The organism is Paenibacillus aestuarii, from assembly GCF_027789125.1.
Lineage (GTDB): Bacteria > Bacillota > Bacilli > Paenibacillales > NBRC-103111 > Paenibacillus_E > Paenibacillus_E aestuarii.
Genome location: NZ_JAQFVF010000061.1, coordinates 38,000 through 57,010 on the forward strand (window position 1 = coordinate 38,000; position 19,011 = coordinate 57,010).

At 51.4% G+C, this 19,011-nt stretch carries 19 protein-coding genes and 1 pseudogene; 16 read left to right on the top strand and 4 right to left on the bottom strand.

The features are described from left to right. The first annotated feature begins 43 nt into the window (after positions 1 to 43). From ureG to O9139_RS22605, 4 genes are all read left to right on the top strand, one after another. The gene (ureG, locus tag O9139_RS22590) at positions 44 to 712 is read left to right on the top strand and encodes an urease accessory protein UreG (protein WP_270884017.1); all 669 of its coding nucleotides are present in this window, start codon (positions 44 to 46) and stop codon (positions 710 to 712) included. After that, the gene (locus O9139_RS22595; RefSeq protein ID WP_270884018.1) at positions 705 to 1,556 is read left to right on the top strand and encodes an urease accessory protein UreD; all 852 of its coding nucleotides are present in this window, start codon (positions 705 to 707) and stop codon (positions 1,554 to 1,556) included. The genes ureG and O9139_RS22595 overlap by 8 nt, the downstream gene beginning before the upstream one ends. 199 nt (positions 1,557 to 1,755) lie before the next feature. Then, a complete protein-coding gene (cyoE, locus tag O9139_RS22600; RefSeq protein WP_377523784.1) occupies positions 1,756 to 2,724 on the top strand; it encodes a heme o synthase in 969 nt (322 codons plus the stop codon). Between the two features lie 72 nt (positions 2,725 to 2,796). Continuing rightward, positions 2,797 to 3,432, top strand: a complete 636-nt coding sequence (locus O9139_RS22605) for an SCO family protein (protein WP_270884020.1) — start codon at positions 2,797 to 2,799, stop codon at positions 3,430 to 3,432. Between the two features lie 7 nt (positions 3,433 to 3,439). Here O9139_RS22605 and O9139_RS22610 read toward each other — a convergent pair whose 3' ends face one another. Next, a complete protein-coding gene (locus tag O9139_RS22610) occupies positions 3,440 to 3,793 on the bottom strand; it encodes a toprim domain-containing protein (RefSeq protein ID WP_270884021.1) in 354 nt (117 codons plus the stop codon). 162 nt (positions 3,794 to 3,955) lie between these two features. Beyond that, positions 3,956 to 5,128, bottom strand: coding sequence for an MFS transporter (locus O9139_RS22615; protein ID WP_270884022.1), 1,173 nt, complete (start codon positions 5,126 to 5,128; stop codon positions 3,956 to 3,958). Between the two features lie 130 nt (positions 5,129 to 5,258). On the opposite strand from O9139_RS22615, the gene O9139_RS22620 reads away from it, so the two are divergent. The 10 genes from O9139_RS22620 to O9139_RS22665 all read left to right on the top strand — a co-directional run bounded on the left by O9139_RS22620 (position 5,259) and on the right by O9139_RS22665 (position 16,146). Further along, positions 5,259 to 5,414 (top strand): hypothetical protein, encoded by a 156-nt coding sequence (locus tag O9139_RS22620; protein WP_270884023.1) that lies wholly within the window; start codon positions 5,259 to 5,261, stop codon positions 5,412 to 5,414. 51 nt (positions 5,415 to 5,465) lie between these two features. Then, complete coding sequence (locus O9139_RS22625; protein ID WP_270884024.1) at positions 5,466 to 5,903, top strand: hypothetical protein; 438 nt, start codon at positions 5,466 to 5,468, stop codon at positions 5,901 to 5,903. A gap of 18 nt (positions 5,904 to 5,921) precedes the next feature. Then, positions 5,922 to 7,070: a transglutaminase domain-containing protein gene (locus O9139_RS22630; RefSeq protein ID WP_270884025.1), complete on the top strand. Its 1,149-nt coding sequence runs from the start codon at positions 5,922 to 5,924 to the stop codon at positions 7,068 to 7,070. 127 nt (positions 7,071 to 7,197) lie between these two features. Continuing rightward, complete coding sequence (locus tag O9139_RS22635) at positions 7,198 to 7,920, top strand: HAD-IA family hydrolase (RefSeq protein ID WP_270884026.1); 723 nt, start codon at positions 7,198 to 7,200, stop codon at positions 7,918 to 7,920. Positions 7,921 to 7,938: 18 nt separating this feature from the next. Beyond that, a complete protein-coding gene (locus O9139_RS22640; RefSeq protein ID WP_270884027.1) occupies positions 7,939 to 9,996 on the top strand; it encodes a peptidoglycan D,D-transpeptidase FtsI family protein in 2,058 nt (685 codons plus the stop codon). A gap of 478 nt (positions 9,997 to 10,474) precedes the next feature. After that, positions 10,475 to 12,349 (top strand): asparagine synthase (glutamine-hydrolyzing), encoded by a 1,875-nt coding sequence (gene asnB / locus O9139_RS22645; RefSeq protein ID WP_270884028.1) that lies wholly within the window; start codon positions 10,475 to 10,477, stop codon positions 12,347 to 12,349. Between the two features lie 60 nt (positions 12,350 to 12,409). Continuing rightward, positions 12,410 to 13,153 (top strand): Cof-type HAD-IIB family hydrolase, encoded by a 744-nt coding sequence (locus O9139_RS22650; protein ID WP_270884029.1) that lies wholly within the window; start codon positions 12,410 to 12,412, stop codon positions 13,151 to 13,153. 42 nt (positions 13,154 to 13,195) lie between these two features. Then, positions 13,196 to 13,681 (top strand): DUF456 domain-containing protein, encoded by a 486-nt coding sequence (locus tag O9139_RS22655; RefSeq protein WP_270884030.1) that lies wholly within the window; start codon positions 13,196 to 13,198, stop codon positions 13,679 to 13,681. Between the two features lie 36 nt (positions 13,682 to 13,717). Beyond that, entirely contained in the window at positions 13,718 to 14,440 is a 723-nt protein-coding gene (locus tag O9139_RS22660; RefSeq protein WP_270884031.1) for a ThuA domain-containing protein, read from the top strand. Between the two features lie 17 nt (positions 14,441 to 14,457). Continuing rightward, positions 14,458 to 16,146: a putative polysaccharide biosynthesis protein gene (locus O9139_RS22665; RefSeq protein ID WP_270884032.1), complete on the top strand. Its 1,689-nt coding sequence runs from the start codon at positions 14,458 to 14,460 to the stop codon at positions 16,144 to 16,146. A gap of 129 nt (positions 16,147 to 16,275) precedes the next feature. Here O9139_RS22665 and O9139_RS22670 read toward each other — a convergent pair whose 3' ends face one another. After that, a complete protein-coding gene (locus O9139_RS22670; protein WP_270884033.1) occupies positions 16,276 to 16,482 on the bottom strand; it encodes a hypothetical protein in 207 nt (68 codons plus the stop codon). A gap of 14 nt (positions 16,483 to 16,496) precedes the next feature. Further along, positions 16,497 to 17,336: an SPFH domain-containing protein gene (locus tag O9139_RS22675; protein WP_270884034.1), complete on the bottom strand. Its 840-nt coding sequence runs from the start codon at positions 17,334 to 17,336 to the stop codon at positions 16,497 to 16,499. Between the two features lie 187 nt (positions 17,337 to 17,523). Here O9139_RS22675 and O9139_RS22680 point away from each other — a divergent pair. Beyond that, positions 17,524 to 17,874, top strand: a pseudogene (locus tag O9139_RS22680) (thioredoxin family protein); the annotation flags it as partial. A 219-nt stretch (positions 17,875 to 18,093) separates the two neighbouring features. Next, on the top strand, positions 18,094 to 18,996 hold the full coding sequence (locus O9139_RS22685) for a COX15/CtaA family protein (protein WP_270884035.1): 903 nt from the start codon (positions 18,094 to 18,096) through the stop codon (positions 18,994 to 18,996). Positions 18,997 to 19,011: the final 15 nt, after the last annotated feature.

The window sequence follows — 19,011 nt, forward strand, 5'->3', positions numbered from 1 at the left end:
TTGGATAGGACGGATTAACTTTTAACTTTGAGGAGGAATCTCTATGTGTCAAGGTAAAGGTCCAGGGCATCATCATCACCAAGGATGGGAAAAACCGGATGTCGATCGCAGCCGTCCGATGCGTATCGGAATCGGGGGACCGGTCGGCTCTGGTAAAACGGCTTTGGTTGAACGTCTCGCACGGAAACTGAATCAGCGTTACAGCATCGCGGTCATTACGAACGATATTTATACGAAGGAAGACGCGCGGATACTCATTCGCTCCGAGGCGCTGCCAGAAGAGCGGATCATCGGGGTGGAGACGGGAGGGTGCCCGCATACCGCCATCCGTGAGGATGCGTCCATGAATTTCGAGGCGATTGAGGAGCTGGAGAAGCGCTTCGAGCATCTGGATATGATTTTTATCGAAAGCGGTGGCGACAATCTCGCGGCGGCGTTCAGTCCGGAGCTGGTCGATCGTTTCATCTATATTATTGATGTGGCCCAAGGGGAGAAAATACCGCGCAAAGGCGGTCCGGGCATCATGCGCTCCGATATGCTGATCATCAACAAAATCGATTTGGCTCCCTTCGTCGGAGCAAGTCTGCAAGTCATGGATGAGGATACGAAAAAAATGCGCGGCGACCGCCCGTATATTTTCTCCAATTTGATGGGCGGCACAGGTTTGGATGACATCGTGTCATGGGTGGAGCGGGAGTACAGCCATGCCTAGCGTGACCGGGGAGATGACGGCTGAATTTGCGGTGCGCCGCGGCTTGACGCAGCTCGTCCGCAACTATCACGCCTCCCCGCTCAAGATTGCCAAAACGTTTCGATTCGAGAACGAAACGCTCGGTACCGACGACGTGGCTGAGCAGCTAGGCGTCTATATCATGGACTGCTCCCCGGGCCTGATGGCAGGGGATCATTATGAAATCAACGTGCGCCTGCAGGAGGGCGCACGCGTGTTTCTGACGAACCAGTCGTTCACGAAGGTTCATCCTGCTCTGCACGGCGCCGGCTGCACGCAGCGCCAGACGCTGCAGCTAGCGCCCGGCGCGCTGCTCGAGTACATGCCCGAGCCGCTGATGCTGTACAAGGACGCCAGGCTGCATGCGGATATGGAGGTGTACCTGGCGCCTGGCGCAGCGCTGATTCTCTCGGACATTCTCTGTCCGGGACGAACACAGCGCGGCGAAGTGTTTCAGTATACTTCATTAAGGAACCGGATGAAGGTTTGGTATGATGATGAGCTGATCTATTATCAGAATCAGCAAATCGAGCCGCAGTCCATGCAGCTGCAAGCGGCGGGCTGCTGGGGACAGGATACCCACCTCGGCAGCCTATACGTGTTCTCCGATCGTCTTGGGCAGCGCCATCTGGACGATCTTCAGGAGCAGCTGGATGAGCTGCGGGATGTGCGCGTGCGCAGCGGAGCAAGCATGGGCTACAAGCACGGCTTAATCGTCACGATGATGGGCACCAGCGCTTGGGAGCTTCAACATGGGATCACTTATGCCTGGCGGTGCATTCGCCAAAGCTTGTTTGCCTGGTGTCCATTACATGTGCATAAATAGGGAGCCTACGGGCTCCTTTTCCTTTATCTTCGAATGGAGAGCGAATTTTCCACGCATACTGGAAGGAGAATCGACAAAATGATGACAACTGACCTCGCTTCATTGTCAAACGGGGTTCGTGTTGATATGATGAGAATGTTTATATTAGACTGTTTGCTCGAGTTTTGAAATACAGGAGGGCAATAACGTGGAGAATCAAGTGAGCTACGAGTCGGTCTCGAGTGCATCGCCTCAAGCATCGGAACGCTCTGAATCGCTGGAAAGCAGCACAGTTCATGCTTCGGCAGAACCTGTGACGATTAAAGATTTTTATCGCTTGGTCAAACCAGGCATTATTTATTCCAATTCCATGACCGCCTTCGCCGGCTATTGGGTAGCGGCCCGCTGGCAGGTTGACTGGCTGCATTTGCTCTTCACGCTGCTGGGCACGGCACTGGTAATGGCAGGCGGCACGGTACTGAATAACTTCTTGGACCGCGAAATGGACGCCAAGATGGAACGTACGCAGAAGAGGGCGCTTCCTAGCGGCAGAATTTCACCTAACACTGTGCTATGGTACGGAATCATATTGGGCATCGCAGGTTTAGCTGTTCTCTACTTCGCAGCGCATTCGCCGCTTGCCACATTGGTCGGTCTAATCGGTCTGTTCCTCTATGTATGGCTGTACACCGCTTGGTTCAAGCGAACTTCCGTATGGAGCACTTTTGTCGGCGCTTTCTCAGGAGCAACTCCGCCTGTAATCGGCTACTGCGCCGTCACCGGCACGATTGATTTGGGCGCCGTTCTGCTGTTCGCCTTCTTATTCCTCTGGCAGCCGCCGCACTTCTGGGCACTGGGCATTCGCCGTATGGAAGAGTATCGCGCTGCAGGTTTCCCTTTGCTGCCGGTTGTTCGCGGCAGTTACGTCACCAAGATCAGCATGGTCCGCTATGTGGTGCTGCTTGTACCGGTGACGGTGATGATGACAGCGTTCGGATACGTGGGTTACATATTCTTGATCGCTTCCACGGTTCTCGGTCTTGTCTGGGCGTTTATGAGCCTCAAGGGCTTTAAAGCAACCGGCGCGGACGAAGTGAAGTGGGCAAAGCGCATGTTCATTTTCTCCATCAATTATTTAACGCTGCTGTCGATTCTCATGGTGATCGATACGGTGAAAGATGTGGCATAATTGAAGGTAACATAAGATCCCATGGCAACATGGGATTTTCTTTTCATACATAAACAAAGCGAGGTAAAGAGCGTGGGGACATTTTTCGAAAAGAACTGGTTCAAGCTGGCCATCGGCGTGATTTTGATTGCAATGATCGCTTCCTTTGCTTATAAGCTATGGTTTACCGGCAGCGGAGCGGACGATGAGCGGTTGAAGGCGATGAAAGCGGCGCCTGCGTTCCAACTGCAGGATTTAGACGGGAAGACGGTATCTTCTAAGGATTTGGACGGCAAAGTGAGACTCGTGTACTTTTTCTATTCTTTTTGTCCTGATGTGTGTATGCCAACGTCCTTTTTACTTTCACAAGTACAGGATTCTCTAAAGCAGAAGGGCTTGCTGGGTACGAAAGCCGAGATCGTATCCATTACGATCGACCCGACGCGGGATACACCAGATGTATTGAAGAAGTTCGGGGACCAATTTGAGTCGAAACCGATCCCGGGCGGATGGACGTTCTTGCGCGGCGATGAAGAGAAGACGAAGCAGTTGGCGGAAGATTATGGCATTATGGTGATCAAAGAAAAGGATGGCAATTTCTCGCATTCCAATGCGATTTTGCTGGTCGATCCGAAGGGAATGCTGCGCAACTACTACGATGCGGGCAATCCGGAGCTGGATGCGGACCATATCGTGAAAGACGTCGTTACGTTGTCTAAAGGTAAATAAGCTGGCACTATTCAAAAGCGGGGTCTGGTTCAGGGTAGATGATATACTCTTCCAGCCCTGCTTTTTCTAGCTGTTGAATGAGGTACTCTTCCGGCGTTCCCTCAACGCCCGCATAACCTTTGCGCGTATAAATCTGCTCAGCGTCGGGAAAGGTGTCGCGCAGAAGGCTGCGAATGCGTTTGCCGGAGGAATCGTTGTCCGTAAACAAATAAACCTGCTTGGTTCCCACTTTTTTCCTAAGGCTATCTAGTGTGTTGGTGCTAGGCGTGCCGAAGGTGCATAGGATCGTGATTTGTTCGGTGATGATTCGTTTCAAGCGGCTCTTGTCGTTTTTACCCTCTACGATAATGGCGATGGACATGCTGCTGTTCCCCCGTTTGCCTGTGTTTTCTGTAGTATAACCAGAAATTGCATGTGATCCAAGATGAAATAGGCAGTCTGAAGTGGAAATTTCCCGGGAAATGACAGCTGTTGACAAAAACCACGCATAGTCTCGCGTATCGCAGGTTTGTCTGCCCGTGCATTAAGTGGTAACTGGAATTTTGAACGTGCGCAGCGGCAGTAGTGAAAGGGCTAGCATGAGGATGAAGAAAGCGATGAAATACGATGAAATATGATCGCGCAGCTGTCCGGCTAGCAGCGGGCCGAAGAATGCGCCGATCGAATAAGAGATCGATAAAAGAGAGAAGACGCGGCCGTATCGAGTGCTGCTAGTGATGCTGGCGAGCAAGGCGGCGAGTGCAGGGAAGATGACGCCCTTGGCCATGCCGATCATGAAGAGGGAGACGGACAGCGGAAGGGGCCATTGTATCGCCAAGCCGAAGAAAATAATGGCCAGCGACAAGCTGCCTCCAACGGTTCGCAGGAACGGTGAAATATAATTCAGAAACCATAAGCTAATGCTGCACAACGCCCCTAGACTGACCAGCGTGAAGAACATGCCCGAGGTCAGAATGGAACTGCGAGCCGCTTGCATGAGTGGGAGCTCGAAGAAAAGAATGCCTTGCGAGCAGGAGATAGCCACGGGAATGAGAAAAAAGAGCCAGGGAATGGGGAGGTTCCCGTACCCGGACATATTGTTCGATTCATTCGACAAGGCATGGCCATGCATGTCGATAACGGTGGACGCGTCCGCGGAGGGCAGCTGACTCTTATGTTCCTTCACGCCTACGATGGCCAGCAGGCCTGTAATGATCAAAATCCAACCCAACACGGAAAATGCTGTGGTGAAGCCGATTTTGGCTACCAAGAGAGCGCCTGCCGCAGGCGAGACGACGGAAGCCAAGGTGTGAACGAGCCCGTTGCCGGTCATCAGCTTGCTCTGATGAATGCGATCCCGCGCGATGCGGGCGAGCAGCGAGAGACAGGCCGGGGACAGGAAGGCCAGTACAAAACCGCTGATCGAGCGAATGTAGAGCAGATGCCACGGATCCTTGACAGTCGATTGAAATATCAGGATAATCCCTGCTACAATCAGGCTGATAACGATGAAAAACTTGCTGCCGTATTTATCCACGCCGTACCCTGCAAGAACATTGCCGGGCAGATGAGTAAGGGAATATACACCCATGATTAAGCCGATAAACGAAGGGGCTGCTCCAAGGGATAACGCAAAAGGGGATAAAATCGGATACTGTGCGTGCAAATCGAAAAAAGCCACAAACATAAACAGATACAACCAGATCGCTGTTCGCATTTGCTCACCGCCTAACTCATATTGTCTTGTCTCTCCTTAGATGTACGCGGCCCGTCCAGCGGTTATGACCTTTCTGTTCATTTGACACAATTCATAGAGAAGTTCACCATATGAGAGAGGAGGACGACAAGTGGATACTGCCGTCATTCTATTGTTAGCGGCTATCGCCGTGTTTTTGATTCTCCGTCTGAGACAATCGTTTCGCAAAGTGAGGAATCAGGCTGACCGTTCCGAAGATATCCAGAAAAAGTTAGTGGAGTTGCGCAAAAAAAGGGATGAAGAGTAGCGAGCGGCTGTAGTATGATAGGATTGAAATTTTTCATAGGGAGGCGTTATCGTGGATCAGTGGATTTCTTTTGCCCAAGATCGCTGGTATTTAATTGCTGCTGCGATTATTTTACTTTTTATTATTATCGGCATTGTCAAAACGGTTATTAAATGGATCCTGATTGTTGTGATTGTCGGCGGCTTAGTGTTATACGGAGCCAATTATAAGGATAAACTGCAGGATATCGGGGCAAGTGTGATCAGCCAGGTTGGCGATGAAGTCAAAGATAAGGCGGTCAGCACGCTGACTTCCGAGGCGAAGGATGCGAAGTTTAAAGCGAACCCGGACGGTTCATTCGAAATAACGACCAAGAGCTTGAAAGTGGAAGGCAAAGCGGGCTCTGATGACGTGAAAGTTACTTTTATGGGTAAATCGTTCAATATGAATGCGAACGCAGCCGTCAAGGCTTTGATCGAGCAAGCGAAGAAGAATGCCGGCCAATCCTAATCGAGGAGGAGAAGCATCATGAAGGATATGATGTGGACACAAGTATCGTCGTATAACCTCATATCACTCGTGATTGTTCTCACCATTGCCGTCTCGGTCATCCAGGGATTTATTCGGGGCGGGTCGAGTTCGGCCAAGCACGTCGTTTCCATGCTGATGGAGGCCGTCATCGTGATCCTATCCATGTTTGTGGCATGGAAGGGGACTACGCTGCTCTCTCCCCTGCTTCAAACGTGGCTGAAAGGCCATGACTTACAAATTCCCACGGGGCAGATCGGGACGTTTAAACAGATGTATTACACGGCGATGACGAGTCTCCGCGATTTTGCGCTGCTGCGCTTCGGCGTCTTGTTTTTGGCTTTATATGTGGCGGTTAAGTATGTGCTCAATTTGCTGACGGATCCGTTCATCGGCTCAATGTATGCTAGACAGAACCCTTATGAACCTATGCGCAAATCGTTCATCAGCTCCGTGACCGGCGGCGTGATCGGTTCCGTAGCGGGGCTGGCCAGGGCGCTGATGTTGATAGCCGTGCTATTTATTTATGTAACGCTGTTCCCGCATTCGATGGCAACGCCGTATATTGAATCCTCGGGGATGTATCAAAAAGGGGCCAAAGAGGTGATCTCGCCGTTTACCGGCGATTTTATCTCAGCGAAAGCGCCTGTATTTACGCGGGCGGTGGAGCAGGAATTCTCCAACATCCTGCAGCGCAAATACGAAGTGCTGGACGCGCAAATCCCCAGCAATATCGCGGATGCGGCCAAAACAGTAACCGCCAAGGGCAAGACGGATGAGGAAAAGGCCAAGCTGCTTTACAATTATGTCGGCAAAAGCGTGCAATACGACTGGGACAAAGTCAAGCTGTATGAAGATCAGCGGATTTGGAAAGAGCAGACGCCTGAGGACACGTTCAATACACACAAAGGGGTATGCATCGACTACTCGCGGTTGTATGCTGCAATGGCCCGGGCCGCAGGCCTGGAAGTGAAGGTGGTCACGGGGTTAGGCTATGATGGGCAGGGCAGCTATGGGCCGCATGCCTGGAACGAGGTTTATCTGAAGGAATCGTCGCGCTGGGTACCGCTCGATTCGACATGGGTGGCAAGCGGGGGCAACTGGTTTAACCCGCCGAATTTCGACCAAACGCATATCAAAGAGGCGTGAGTGGAGACCGCTCACCTAGAAGGAAGCTTTTCCCTGCAACAGCATGGGGACGGCTTCTTTTTTCTTCCGTATCATCTGTGGTAAACTAGTTGTTGGCGCTTCTTTTTTTGCCTGAAGAGGAGATGTTATGCGTAAACCATTAGAGCAGTACCAAATGATCTATTTTGATGCCAGCGATACGCTGCTCACGATTCCAGCCGCTCAGACGATCTTGCAGCAGTACTTGCAGGCGCGGGCGATGGAGCGAACGGAAGAGGAAATCGGTGAACTTTTTGCCGAAGCATTTCGTCTATTTTATTATGTAAATAAGCAAGATTCCTTTGAACCTTGCACACCTGAGTCAGACCGTGAATTCTGGGTGAATCTATATAAGTACGTGCTGCATAAGCTGGGTCTTCACCAGGAATGGTCCGTAGAGGAGATTCATGCGTGCTGCCATGAGCTCTATGACATTTACACGGCGCCTGCGTATTACGAGCTGTTTGACGATGTGCTGCCGTGCCTGGAGCGTGTGAAAGCGATGGGATTTCGCATGGGCATTGTGAGTAACTTTGCACCGACGCTGAAGGCGGTTCTGGAGAGCAAAGGCATTCTGCATTATTTTGAGCTGGTCATCGTCTCTACCGAGGTGGGGCTGGAGAAGCCGGATCCGGCGATCTTCCAGCTGGCTCTGGATCGTGCGGGGCTTGCGGCTGAGCAGATCTTGTATATAGGTGATCATGAAACCAATGATATCTGGGCGCCGAACCAGGTCGGGATCGATGCTGTCCGCATTTTGCGCTACCCCTATCACACAGGAGCAGGTATACGCTCCTTAATGGAATTGTTCGACCGCCCCGCAGGCGTGTGAGAAAGGATTTGAGAAACAATGAAGCCGTCCATTATGGATGATTCGAAAAAAAATGAAGTGGCCAAAAAACGCCATTTTTCCTTGCGGATTAATGTATTTTTCTTTGTTACTTTTCTATTGTTTTCCGTACTTATCGTCCGATTGGCGATTCTGCAGTTCGTTCAAGCGAAAGATTTGAAGGCGGCAGAAAATACGAACACGAACCAGACGACGAAGATCGCTCCGATTCGCGGCAATATTTATGACTCCACGAAGTCTCCGCTCGCTTATACGATTCCTGTGCAATCGCTGTTTTTTCGGATCGAGCCTTCCCAGCAAAATAAAGATGAAGTTATCAGCCTCGCTTATAAGCTGAAGGATGTTTTCGACAAATACGGTAAAAAGGATGCTAAAAAGCTGACGCCTGAGGATATTGTCCTCTCCATGGACCTGGGCTACGATATTAATAAGAATAAGATTAAAGAGCCCAGCTATTATTGGGTTCCCCGCAGGATTAAAGCAGACTTGTCCAAGGAAGAAATCGCCGTGCTTCTGGAACATCGCGATGAATTCAAGTGGCTGGAAGTGAACGAGGAAAGCATTCGTACCTATGAGATGGATGATGACAATACGACCATCGCTCCACAGCTTATCGGCTATTTGAAGTCGTATTCCACGGAGAAAGCGAAGGAAATTTACAAAGATAATCCGAACAGCAAGGAGTACCTGGATTCGGAGAACGTCGGCTTCGACGGCATCGAGCGAATGTATCAGGACGATCTTCGCGGTAAGAATGGCTCCAAGGAATATCCGGTGAATGCCGCGATGAAAATTATCGGCCGAGCCAAGGTAACGGCCCCGATCAAAGGCAACAACTTGTACTTGTCGATCAATAAAGATATTCAGAAAACGACGGAAAAAGCGATCAAGGATCAAATTGACTTCCTGCACAGCTCTTATGCCAGAAACGATCCATTCATCAAATATGGCGCCAACGCGCAAGCGGGTTACGCCGTAGCGATGGAAGTCGATACGGGACGCGTCGTCACGATGGCCAACTTCCCGGACTACAACGCAAACGAGTGGACCGGGGGCATTTCGCAAGCGACGCTTGATGAAATCGGATCGTATATTTACAACGGTACGATTACTACCGCCTATCCGAAATATACGGATAAGGAACGTCCGAAGCATCCGTCGTCGATCGTGTTCATGGGTTCGACGATTAAGCCCTTATCTGTTCTTATTGGCTTGACGGAGAAACTGTTCTCGGCTGGAGATATTTATTACGATACGGGTTCCTTTACGTTCGGTAAAGCGACCGCCGCGAGTACGATCCGCAACTCCGACGGCCACGGTTATGGAGCGCTTAATGCTTCATCGGCGATTGAGCACTCGTCCAATACGTACATGTCCGCCAAAGTGGGCATTCCGTTCTATCAAAAATTCGGCGGCGAGAATGTCGCGGTGACCGATAAATGGGCCGATTACTTGGCGAAATTCGGCATCGGGGTGAAGACCGGCAGCGGACTGCCTGGAGAGAATATTGGCTCCAACGACTTCGTTAAGAACGCCAAGAAGGATAGTTACCAGTCCGCCATGGTGTACGCATCTTGGGGACAGAATGAGAAGACGACAACGCTGCAGCTGGCTCAATATGCAGCGACATTAGCGAACCGCGGGAAGCGGATGAAGCCGTTGTTCGTGGATGAGATCCGAACGTATGAAGGCGAGCTGGTGAAAAAGGTTGAGCCGGAAGTGGTTGAGGATTCATCGTCCCTCTTCTCCAACAATGATTGGAACACAATCATTCATGGAATGAAGAGCGGCGCCGAAGGTATCGATGAGCTGCCTTACAATGTCGCGCGGAAGACCGGTACGTCGACGCAAGCGGTATCGGGCGGAACCATTGATAACGCCGTATTCGTTGCCTTCGCGCCGGTTGAGAATCCGAAGCTGGCCGTTGCCGTCGTGGTGCCGGAGGGCGGATTCGGCCGCTATGGCGCATCCCCGATTGCGGCTAAGATTTTTCAAGCCTACGATGCTGCCAATGATGGCATTTTAACCAAACTGGGCGGCGGCAAGCGCCCTTGGTAAGTAATTTGAAGGTGTCCCTGGAGCCGGTTAGCGGCTAGCTCAGGGGCATCTTTTTTGTATCATTAGGTCATCCGGAACTGTGTCGATGTTTTGCGAAGAAAAGTAATGAGGCAAAGCCGTCTGGAGTTAAAGGGACGGGAGATGGTGGCAGTAGAACTAGAGCGAAATATGGAACAATAGACGAACCAATGCACGGCCCTCCGCATACGCTGATGGCAGGGGCAGCCCTCTTTTTACCCTAAAAGTTGCACTAAGTCAACAATTATGCGTGCGTGCAGGAAGGCGGTGAGCGGCAGTGAAGAAAAGTAAATTATCCTCTTCATTAAAGCACCTCGTGATTACTTTTTTGTTTTTATAAGCCCAAATAGGCTTCTCACCCTCTTCCCATTTCCGGTATGTAGGGCTGTTATGGTATACTATTGTATCGACAGTCCAAGAAAGACAGATTGATGAATGGTGCGGAGGAGTGAGTTTCACCATGTGTGGTATTGCTGGTGTCATGTATTTTGAAGATAGAGAACCGACAGTCGCGATGTTAGAGCAAATGACGGATGTCATTGTGCATCGGGGTCCGAACGATTCGGGATTCTGGACGGATAACCGGATTGGTCTCGGTTTCCGCAGATTATCGATTATTGATATCCAGGAAGGTCATCAGCCTCTAACCAATGAGGATGAATCGGTCTGGATTATTTTTAACGGGGAAATTTATAACTATAAAGCATTGCGCAGCATGCTGCAGGAGCGCGGTCACCAATTCCGCACGCACAGCGATACGGAAGTCATCGTTCATCTCTATGAAGAGTATGGCGATGATTGCGTGAAGCACTTGCGCGGCATGTTCGGATTTGTTATTTGGGATAAAAAGAAAAAACGTCTGTTCGGCGCACGCGATCATTTCGGCATTAAGCCGTTTTACTATCATGTCAATGACAGGCAGTTCCTGTTCGGCTCGGAGATTAAGAGCCTTCTGGCAGCCGACGGCATGAACAGGCTGATCCATACGGACAGTTTGCTCAATTATTTGACTTTCCAATATGTGCCTGAACCAAATACGATGTTCCACGGCATCCAGAAGCTGCCGCCGGCTTCGTATGTGGTGATGACTTATGATGGGGAGATGTCCATACATAAGTATTGGGACCCGATGTTCGAGCCGGAAGAGCGCCCGTTCGATTATTATGTGGAACAAATTCGCGAAACGTTGAATGATTCCGTGAAACATCATATGGTGAGCGATGTGGAACGCGGCTGCTTCTTGTCCAGCGGCATCGATTCGACAGCGATTGCCACACATATGCGGAACATTGAACCGATTCGTACGTTCTCGGTTGGCTTCGATGGGCCCAACAACGAAACGCCGATCGCAGCCCAAACGGCTGCCGCCTTGGGCACAGAGCATTACGACAAAGTCATCACACGCGATGACTTCTTCAACACACTGCCGAAAGCGATCTGGCACCAGGATGAGCCTGTAGCCGACCCTTCGGCAATCGCCCTGTACCACGTCGCTCAGCTGGCGCGCGAGCACGTGACGGTCGTCCTGTCCGGCGAAGGCGCGGACGAGTTGTTTGGCGGCTACCGCATCTATCGCGAGCCGCTGGCGCTCAGACCGATCGAGCGGCTGCCGCATGGCCTCAAGCGGATGCTGAACCGCCTGGCGCGCTTGCTGCCGAGCGGGGTGAGCGGCCGCAATTACATCTTGCGCGGTACGACTCCGCTGGAAGAACGCTTCATCGGTAACGCCAAAATCTTCACCGAAGATATGAAAGCGGAGATTCTGCGCTTGGATACGGAGATGCTGCGCAATTACAAAAATCCGCTGCAAATCGCCGGCGATTACTATGCCAAAACCCGTCATCTCGATCCGGTGAGCCGCATGCAGTATATCGACATGAACCTGTGGATGCCTGGCGATATTCTGATGAAGGCTGATAAGATGACGATGGCGCACTCCCTGGAGCTGCGCGTACCGTTCCTCGATAAGGAGCTGTACGAGGTGGCCCGCCGCATTCCGGCGAAGTACCGCATTGCGAACGGCACGACCAAGTACATCTTCCGTAAAGCGATGGAAGGGATCATTCCGGACTTTATTTTGAACCGTCCGAAGCTTGGTTTCCCGGTTCCGCTCCGCGATTGGATGAACGGCTCCGTTGGTGACATGGTGCTGGAGCAGATCAAAGCCAGCGGCATTGAAGACTACATCAATACCGCAGCAGTCGAGCGGATGCTGCAAAAGCACCGCAGCGGTCAAGGCGATTATGCGCGCCGCATCTGGACGATCTATATTTTTGCTTTGTGGCATATGACTTATATGGAAGAGCTGCCGAAAAAAGTGCTGGCTGCGTACTAACGCTCAGCACCCAACACCTTGCACCTGGCTTGGCATTCAAAAGATAGGGGATGAGAAACGGTGGGATCACAGACGTATAAACTGATTGCTCTCGATATGGACGGGACGTTGTTAACGGAGGAGAAGACCGTCTCGGCCGAAAATCGCAAAGCGATTGCCGCCGCACTGAAAGCAGGCAAAACGGTCATCATGTCGACGGGACGCGGCGTCCAAAGCGCGATGCCTTATATTAAGGAACTCGGCTTGAATACGCCGATCGTCACCGTCAATGGCGGCGAAGTTTGGGAGACGCCAGATAAGCTGCTCAGCCGCCAATTAATGGAAACGGCCGCTGTACATGAACTGCACGCTCTCGCGCAGAAGTACGACGTGTGGTGGTGGGCGTATGCGGTTGAAGGCATCTTCAATCGGGAGAGCGCAGCCATGGATATCGATAAGCTGCATTGGTTGAAATTCGGCTTTTTTACCGAAAATGAAGAGAAGCTGAAGCACATCCGGGCCGCTGCCGAAGCGATGGAGCGTTTTGAAATTACGAATTCACATCCGTGCAATATCGAACTGAACCCTCAAGGCATCAGCAAAGCCAGCGGCGTTCAAGCTGTCTGCCGGCTGCTCGGCATCGAGATGTCCGAAGTGATCGCCATGGGGGACAGTGAGAACGATATCTCCATGATTCAAGCGGCCGGACTCGGCGTTGCGATGGGCAATGCCCAAGAGGAAGTGAAGCAAATCGCCGATGTAACGACCGTAACGAACGAAGAGCATGCCGTTGCCAAGGTGATTGACGAGTACTTGTTAAAATAAAAGCTTAGTATCCAATCCGTGACCTGGAGGAGCTTGCAAAACATGGTTGAGTTAGGTTGGGTTTTGGTTATCCTATTATTTGTAGTGGGCATGCTTGGCGCTGTCTACCCTGTGCTGCCGGGTGTGCTGGCGATTTACGGCGCATTCTTCCTCTATGGCTGGTTGATCAGCTTCAAACCGTTCGGTTTCTGGTTTTGGCTGATTCAATCGTTAATCGTACTGATCGTCATCGTGGCGGACTATGCGGTTAGCGCTCTAGGGGTCAAAAAGTTCGGAGGCTCCCGCGCCTCTGTGATCGGCAGCACGATTGGTTTAATTCTCGGCCCCTTCGTCATTCCGGCGTTCGGGCTCATCATTGGACCGTTTGTGGGGGCAGTGATCGGAGAACTTATTATCGGAACAGCGTGGAACAAAGCGTTCAGCGTCGGGTTTGGCTCTGTGCTCGGTTTTTTTGCCAGCACCGCAGTCAAAATCGTCCTGCAGCTGATGATGATCGTTCTGTTCCTGATATGGGTTTTTGCTCATTAAGATGAACCAACGATAACATGTCAGGAGGCATTCAACTTGATCCGGGTTACGGTATGGAACGAAAATTTGCACGAGCAAACGCACAAAGAAGTCCAAGAGATTTACCCGAAAGGCATTCATAACGCCATCGCCGAAGGCATTGCCTGTCCTTCCTTTGAGGTGCGAACCGCAACGCTTGATCAGCCGGAGCATGGCTTGACGCAAGAGGTGCTGGAGCAAACCGATGTGCTTATCTGGTGGGGGCATATGGGGCATGACAAGGTGGCTGATGAAATCGTCGACCGCGTTCAGCAGCGTGTCTGGCAGGGCATGGGGCTGATCGTTTTGCATTCCGGACATTTTTCCAAAATTTTTAAGAAACTGATGGGTACCTCCTGTGATTTAAAATGGCGCGAAGCAAATGAGAAAGAGCGCATCTGGGTGGTCGATCCCGCTCATCCGATTGCGGAAGGCTTGGATCAGTATTTCGAGCTGGAGCATGAAGAAATGTACGGGGAGCACTTCGATATTCCGGCGCCGGACGAGCTGATTTTCATCTCGTGGTTCGAAGGCGGAGAAGTGTTCCGCAGCGGATGCACCTACCATCGCGGCAACGGGAAAGTGTTTTATTTCCGTCCCGGGCATGAGACGCATCCCACTTATTTCGAAAAAAATGTGTTAAAAGTCATCTCTAACGGCATTAATTGGGCTGCGCCTGTGCATGGTACACGTCCTTATTACGGCAATCACAAGCCTTTAGAGGAAATTAAAGCGAACTGAGAGAGTAGGAACGGACGTTGACGAAAGAAACAAAAGATTCTCTTGTAAAAGGGACGCTCATCCTCACCGTGGCCGCGCTTGTAGCGCGGTTTCTCGGCGTTTTTCAGCGGATTCCGCTGGTGTCCCTGCTTCACGAGGAAGGGATGGGAAGTTATTCCATCGCCTTTAACTTATATTCGATTTTACTTGTTGTGGCGACAGCCGGTATTCCTAGTGCTTTAAGCAAAATGGTATCCGAACGCTATGCTGTCGGCCGTGCAGCGGAAGCGGAGCGCATCTATCGTGCGGCCGTTCTGTTCGCTGTCGTTGCGGGAGTCGTCATGACGATCCTGCTGTACGTGTTCGCCCCGCTGTACGCCGAATCGATCTCGCGCGGCGGTCCTGATGCGACACTGGCGACACGCGCCATTGCGCCGGCCATGTTGATGTTCCCGCTGATCGCGATCATGCGCGGGTACTTCCAGGGACGCCGCAACATGATGCCGAACGGGGTTTCCCAAGTCGTGGAGCAAGTGTTCAGGCTGGTGACTTCTATCGGCTTGGCTTATTTATTTTTGAACATCAGCTTGGGCTGGGGCGTGGCTGGAGCTTCGTTCGGCGGTGTCATGGGCGGCGTTGCGGCGTTGGCCGTGATGTTCTACTATGCGCTGAGACAGAAGCGAAGCGACCGCGCTGTGTCGCAGGCTGCCGCCGAGCAAGCGGCAGCTGGCGCTTCTGGCGCACCAAGCGCATCCGACTCCGTTCCAGCCCTGCTGGGCTACAAGGCGATTTACGGCAGCATGCTCAAGCTCTCGATCCCGATTGTTATTTTTTCAGTGACCGTAACCCTTGTATACGCCATTGATACATCCATCATTATTCCGCTTCTTGAAGGAGCGATTACCCGCAAGGAAGCCCATGGACTTGTCGGCATCATGGGCGGACGCGCGCAGTCTTTGGCCGGTATTCCGATTATTTTGGCCATTGCGCTGAGCCAATCTGTCGTTCCGATCATTTCGGGCGCCTATTCGCGCAAGGATATGCAGCAGGTCGGACATCAAACGACCCGGGTGCTGCAGCTGGCGATTCTATCCGGGCTTCCAGCCGTACTTGTCATCAGCCTGGCGGCACGCCCGCTGGACTACTTCCTGTTTGGGCATGAGGATTCTGCGTATGGGATGCTCCATGGTCCACACATGATTTCACTGCTCACGCTGAGCGCCATGTTCCAGATCGTCATGCAAACTTCCGGCGCTGTCCTGATGGGGATGGGGCGCATGAAGCCGCTTATGGTAAACGTGGCTGTAGGGATCGCCGTGAAGCTGGCGGGCAGCTTCCTTCTTGCCGGATCGCTTGGCATTTATGGAATCATTGTTTCCACAGGCCTTTGCTTCATCGCCATGTCATGGTTGAACTTGCGCGCGCTGCGCCAGGAGTTCCGCTTCACCGTTCTTGGACGCCGTTTTGGCGGTCTCCTGGTGAGCATTATCGTTATCGTCGTACTAGGCGCACTCGCTGAGTGGTTGACACATACATATGTGCATCCTTTCGCTCAGTACCGTCTCAATGAAGGGCTGAATGCGATTCTCGTATGCGGCTTCACCGCAGTACTCTATCCAGTGATGCTGATGCTCACACGCGTCGTAACCAAAGACGATGTCGGCAATTTCCCTAGACCGCTGCAAAAAATCATTGCCAAGGCCGGGCGGCTGACTGGCCGCTCGTAAAAAAAGCCTCTTCTGAACGTAGTTCAGGAGAGGCTTTTTTGCTTTTTTGCATGCTGAAATTACTGCGTACTGGAAAAAATGGAAAGGCGGATGATGCAGTCAAAATGAATCAATATGCAGCCAGCAGCATCATTCTTGCGGCTCCGTCTCATCTGCCGTTAGGGCTGATCGCGTCCCTGCACCTGGCTTCGGTAGACGGCCAGCGCGCAGAAGCGACTCGCGGAGCAAATACTCGATATGCCCGTTGACGCTGCGGAACTCGTCACCGGCCCAACGCTCCAGCGCTTCGTAAAGTTTCGGATCGAGCCGCAGCGGGAAGTTTTTCTTAGGCGCCATGACAACACGACCCGTTAATACAGCGTGCCTGTATTGATAACCGGACTCGCCGAACGATCGGAGACTATGGCTACCAGCAGATTGTTAATCATGGCAGCTTTCTTCTCTTCATCCAGATGCAGACCCTCGGCTTCCAACTTGGCAATGGCCATCTGCACCATCCCGACTGCGCCTTCGACGATCTTCTGGCGGGCGGACAGGATGGCATCGGCTTGCTGGCGCTGGAGCATGGCGCTGGCAATCTCCGTCGAGTAGGCGAGGTGCGTTAGCCGTGATTCCATCACTTCCACCCCAGCAACGGCGAGCCGATGCTGCAGCTCCTGGCTGAGCTCGGCAGCAACTTCGTCAGCGTTGCCGCGCAGCGAGTAGCCATTGTTATCAAAACGGTCATACGGATATTTGCTGGCGACGTGACGCAGTGCGGTTTCGCTTTGAATCTCAACAAACTTATCGTAATTGTCCACTTCGAAAAGCGCTTTATACGTATCCACGACTTTAAAAACAACGACGGCAGCAATTTCGATCGGATTCCCCTCGACATCGTTCACCTTTAGTTTGACGCTGTTGAAGTTGCGGACGCGCAGGGAAATTTTCTTCCTGGTGGAAAATGGAACGACCAGCCATAGCCCGCTTTTGCGAATCGTACCCAGATAATTGCCGAAGAACGTAATGACCGAAGCTTCGTTTGGCTGTACGGCGGTAATGGTAGAGACAAAGATAAAACCTAGGATCACGAGGATGACTCCAGGCAGAATAAACATCTGAGTCAACAGATAAACGCCTAATCCTGCACCTATCAGGAATAATAGCAATCCCAAAAACCCATTCAGTGACCAAGCCTTCGTTTCTTTCATTCTCAACACCTCACGTAGTTGTAGGATAGTTCAACAAGAAACATATTGTTTTGATATTTATATGATATCACTTTTTACTTAAATTGTAAATTGTAAATAAGCCCAAAAACGTTCCCCATGCCGATGGAACCTTGACACTGTAATTCGGGCATGCTATAAGTGAGTAAATTCACTTTCAAAGAGGTGCCTTGATATGCGTAAAGTGTCCAATGAACATGATTTCCATGAGCAAACATCGCAGTCGAAGCTGACCGTGGCTGTTTTTAAAGCAACCTGGTGCAAAGATTGCCACTATATCGAACCTTTCATGCCGGATGTGGAGCAAGCTTATGCGGACCGGATCACTTTTATTGAATTAGATCGTGATGAAGTACCGGATCTGTGCGAACAGCTGAATATTCTGGGCATTCCAAGCTTCATCGCTTTTCGTGAAGGCCAAGAGCTCGTCCGTTTCGTCAGCAAGCTGCGTAAGACGCGCGAGGAAATCGAGCAATTCCTGGACCGGGCGGTAGAAGTAGCGAACGCGCTGGCCAAATAAATTCAGAGAAAACCTGGTCTAACGGCCAGGTTTTTTTGTGCTGGCAATGCCTACATTAGCCTGACTTCACCGAAACATTCTTTTACCAAAGTTGTCACAAGCCTGTCTGAGCTTTGTAACAAATGCGAATGGATTTGCTTGACAATTAAAGCTATAATTGAAACGGTAAGACGAAATTCGACATGTGCTCAGAAGTCACACAAAAAAGTAGGTGCCGTTTTGCAAAAATGGATTAAGACATTTGCGAATTTGTCGGCTATAGGGATGTTTCTGATTCTAGCTATGGGCGCTTTGGTTACCAAGACCGAAGCGGGAAGAGGATGCGGAGACGACTGGCCGCTATGTAACGGGAAATTCATCCCGGCATACACGATTTCATCTTTTATTGAATATAGTCATAGGCTCGTAGTCGGCATCGTTACGGTGATCCTCATTATCACCTTGTACCTCGTTTTCCGTTATGTGAAGCGATCCGATGCCAGGTGGTTTATCAGCGGGACCGTCTTGATGACCTTGATTCAAGCGCTCATGGGCGCTGCGGCTGTCGTCTGGCCACAATCATCGATTGTGCTTGCGCTGCATTTTGGCCTCTCGCTGCTTGCCTTCGCCTTCTCGCTGCTGCTATCGCTCGTGTTTACGTCGTACGGCGATTATTCGAGGTCGCAGAGGATCCTTCCGGGTTTTAAGACGATGGCTTGGTTCTCCGTCGTTTATTGCTACGTTGTCGTTTACTTGGGCGCATTCGTCCGCCATACCGTTTCCTCGGGAGGCTGCGTCGGTTGGCCGCTGTGCAACGGCGAAGTGGTCCCTGAACTGAGCGGAGCCACAGGGATTGTGTTCATTCACCGCATTGCGGCCGTGCTCCTGTTCATCTGTCTGCTGTTTCTTTATCTTCAAGCCAAGCGCCATTACAGCTCCTCGGACCGTTTGGTAACAGGAAGCAGATGGGCCTTGATTTTCGTACTGCTGCAAATTGTCAGTGGTGCTGTCGTGACTTGGTCGATCGGGCACGATGTGGCGTATCTGTTTGCCGGAATGGTTCATGCGATGATCGTCGCAGGCCTGTTTGGATTCCTGTGCTATATTTGCGTACTGACTATATACGACCGAAAAGCCTTCTAATAGAAGGCTATTTCT

Coding starts and splice junctions, on each gene's coding strand:
- ureG (WP_270884017.1), top strand. CDS start 44: ATGTGTCAAGGTAAAGGTCCAGGGCATCATCATCACCAAGGATGGGAA.
- O9139_RS22595 (WP_270884018.1), top strand. CDS start 705: ATGCCTAGCGTGACCGGGGAGATGACGGCTGAATTTGCGGTGCGCCGC.
- O9139_RS22610 (WP_270884021.1), bottom strand. CDS start 3,793: ATGTCCATCGCCATTATCGTAGAGGGTAAAAACGACAAGAGCCGCTTG.
- O9139_RS22615 (WP_270884022.1), bottom strand. CDS start 5,128: ATGCGAACAGCGATCTGGTTGTATCTGTTTATGTTTGTGGCTTTTTTC.
- O9139_RS22630 (WP_270884025.1), top strand. CDS start 5,922: ATGAAGGATATGATGTGGACACAAGTATCGTCGTATAACCTCATATCA.
- O9139_RS22635 (WP_270884026.1), top strand. CDS start 7,198: ATGCGTAAACCATTAGAGCAGTACCAAATGATCTATTTTGATGCCAGC.
- O9139_RS22640 (WP_270884027.1), top strand. CDS start 7,939: ATGAAGCCGTCCATTATGGATGATTCGAAAAAAAATGAAGTGGCCAAA.
- asnB (WP_270884028.1), top strand. CDS start 10,475: ATGTGTGGTATTGCTGGTGTCATGTATTTTGAAGATAGAGAACCGACA.
- O9139_RS22655 (WP_270884030.1), top strand. CDS start 13,196: ATGGTTGAGTTAGGTTGGGTTTTGGTTATCCTATTATTTGTAGTGGGC.
- O9139_RS22670 (WP_270884033.1), bottom strand. CDS start 16,482: ATGGCGCCTAAGAAAAACTTCCCGCTGCGGCTCGATCCGAAACTTTAC.
- O9139_RS22675 (WP_270884034.1), bottom strand. CDS start 17,336: ATGAAAGAAACGAAGGCTTGGTCACTGAATGGGTTTTTGGGATTGCTA.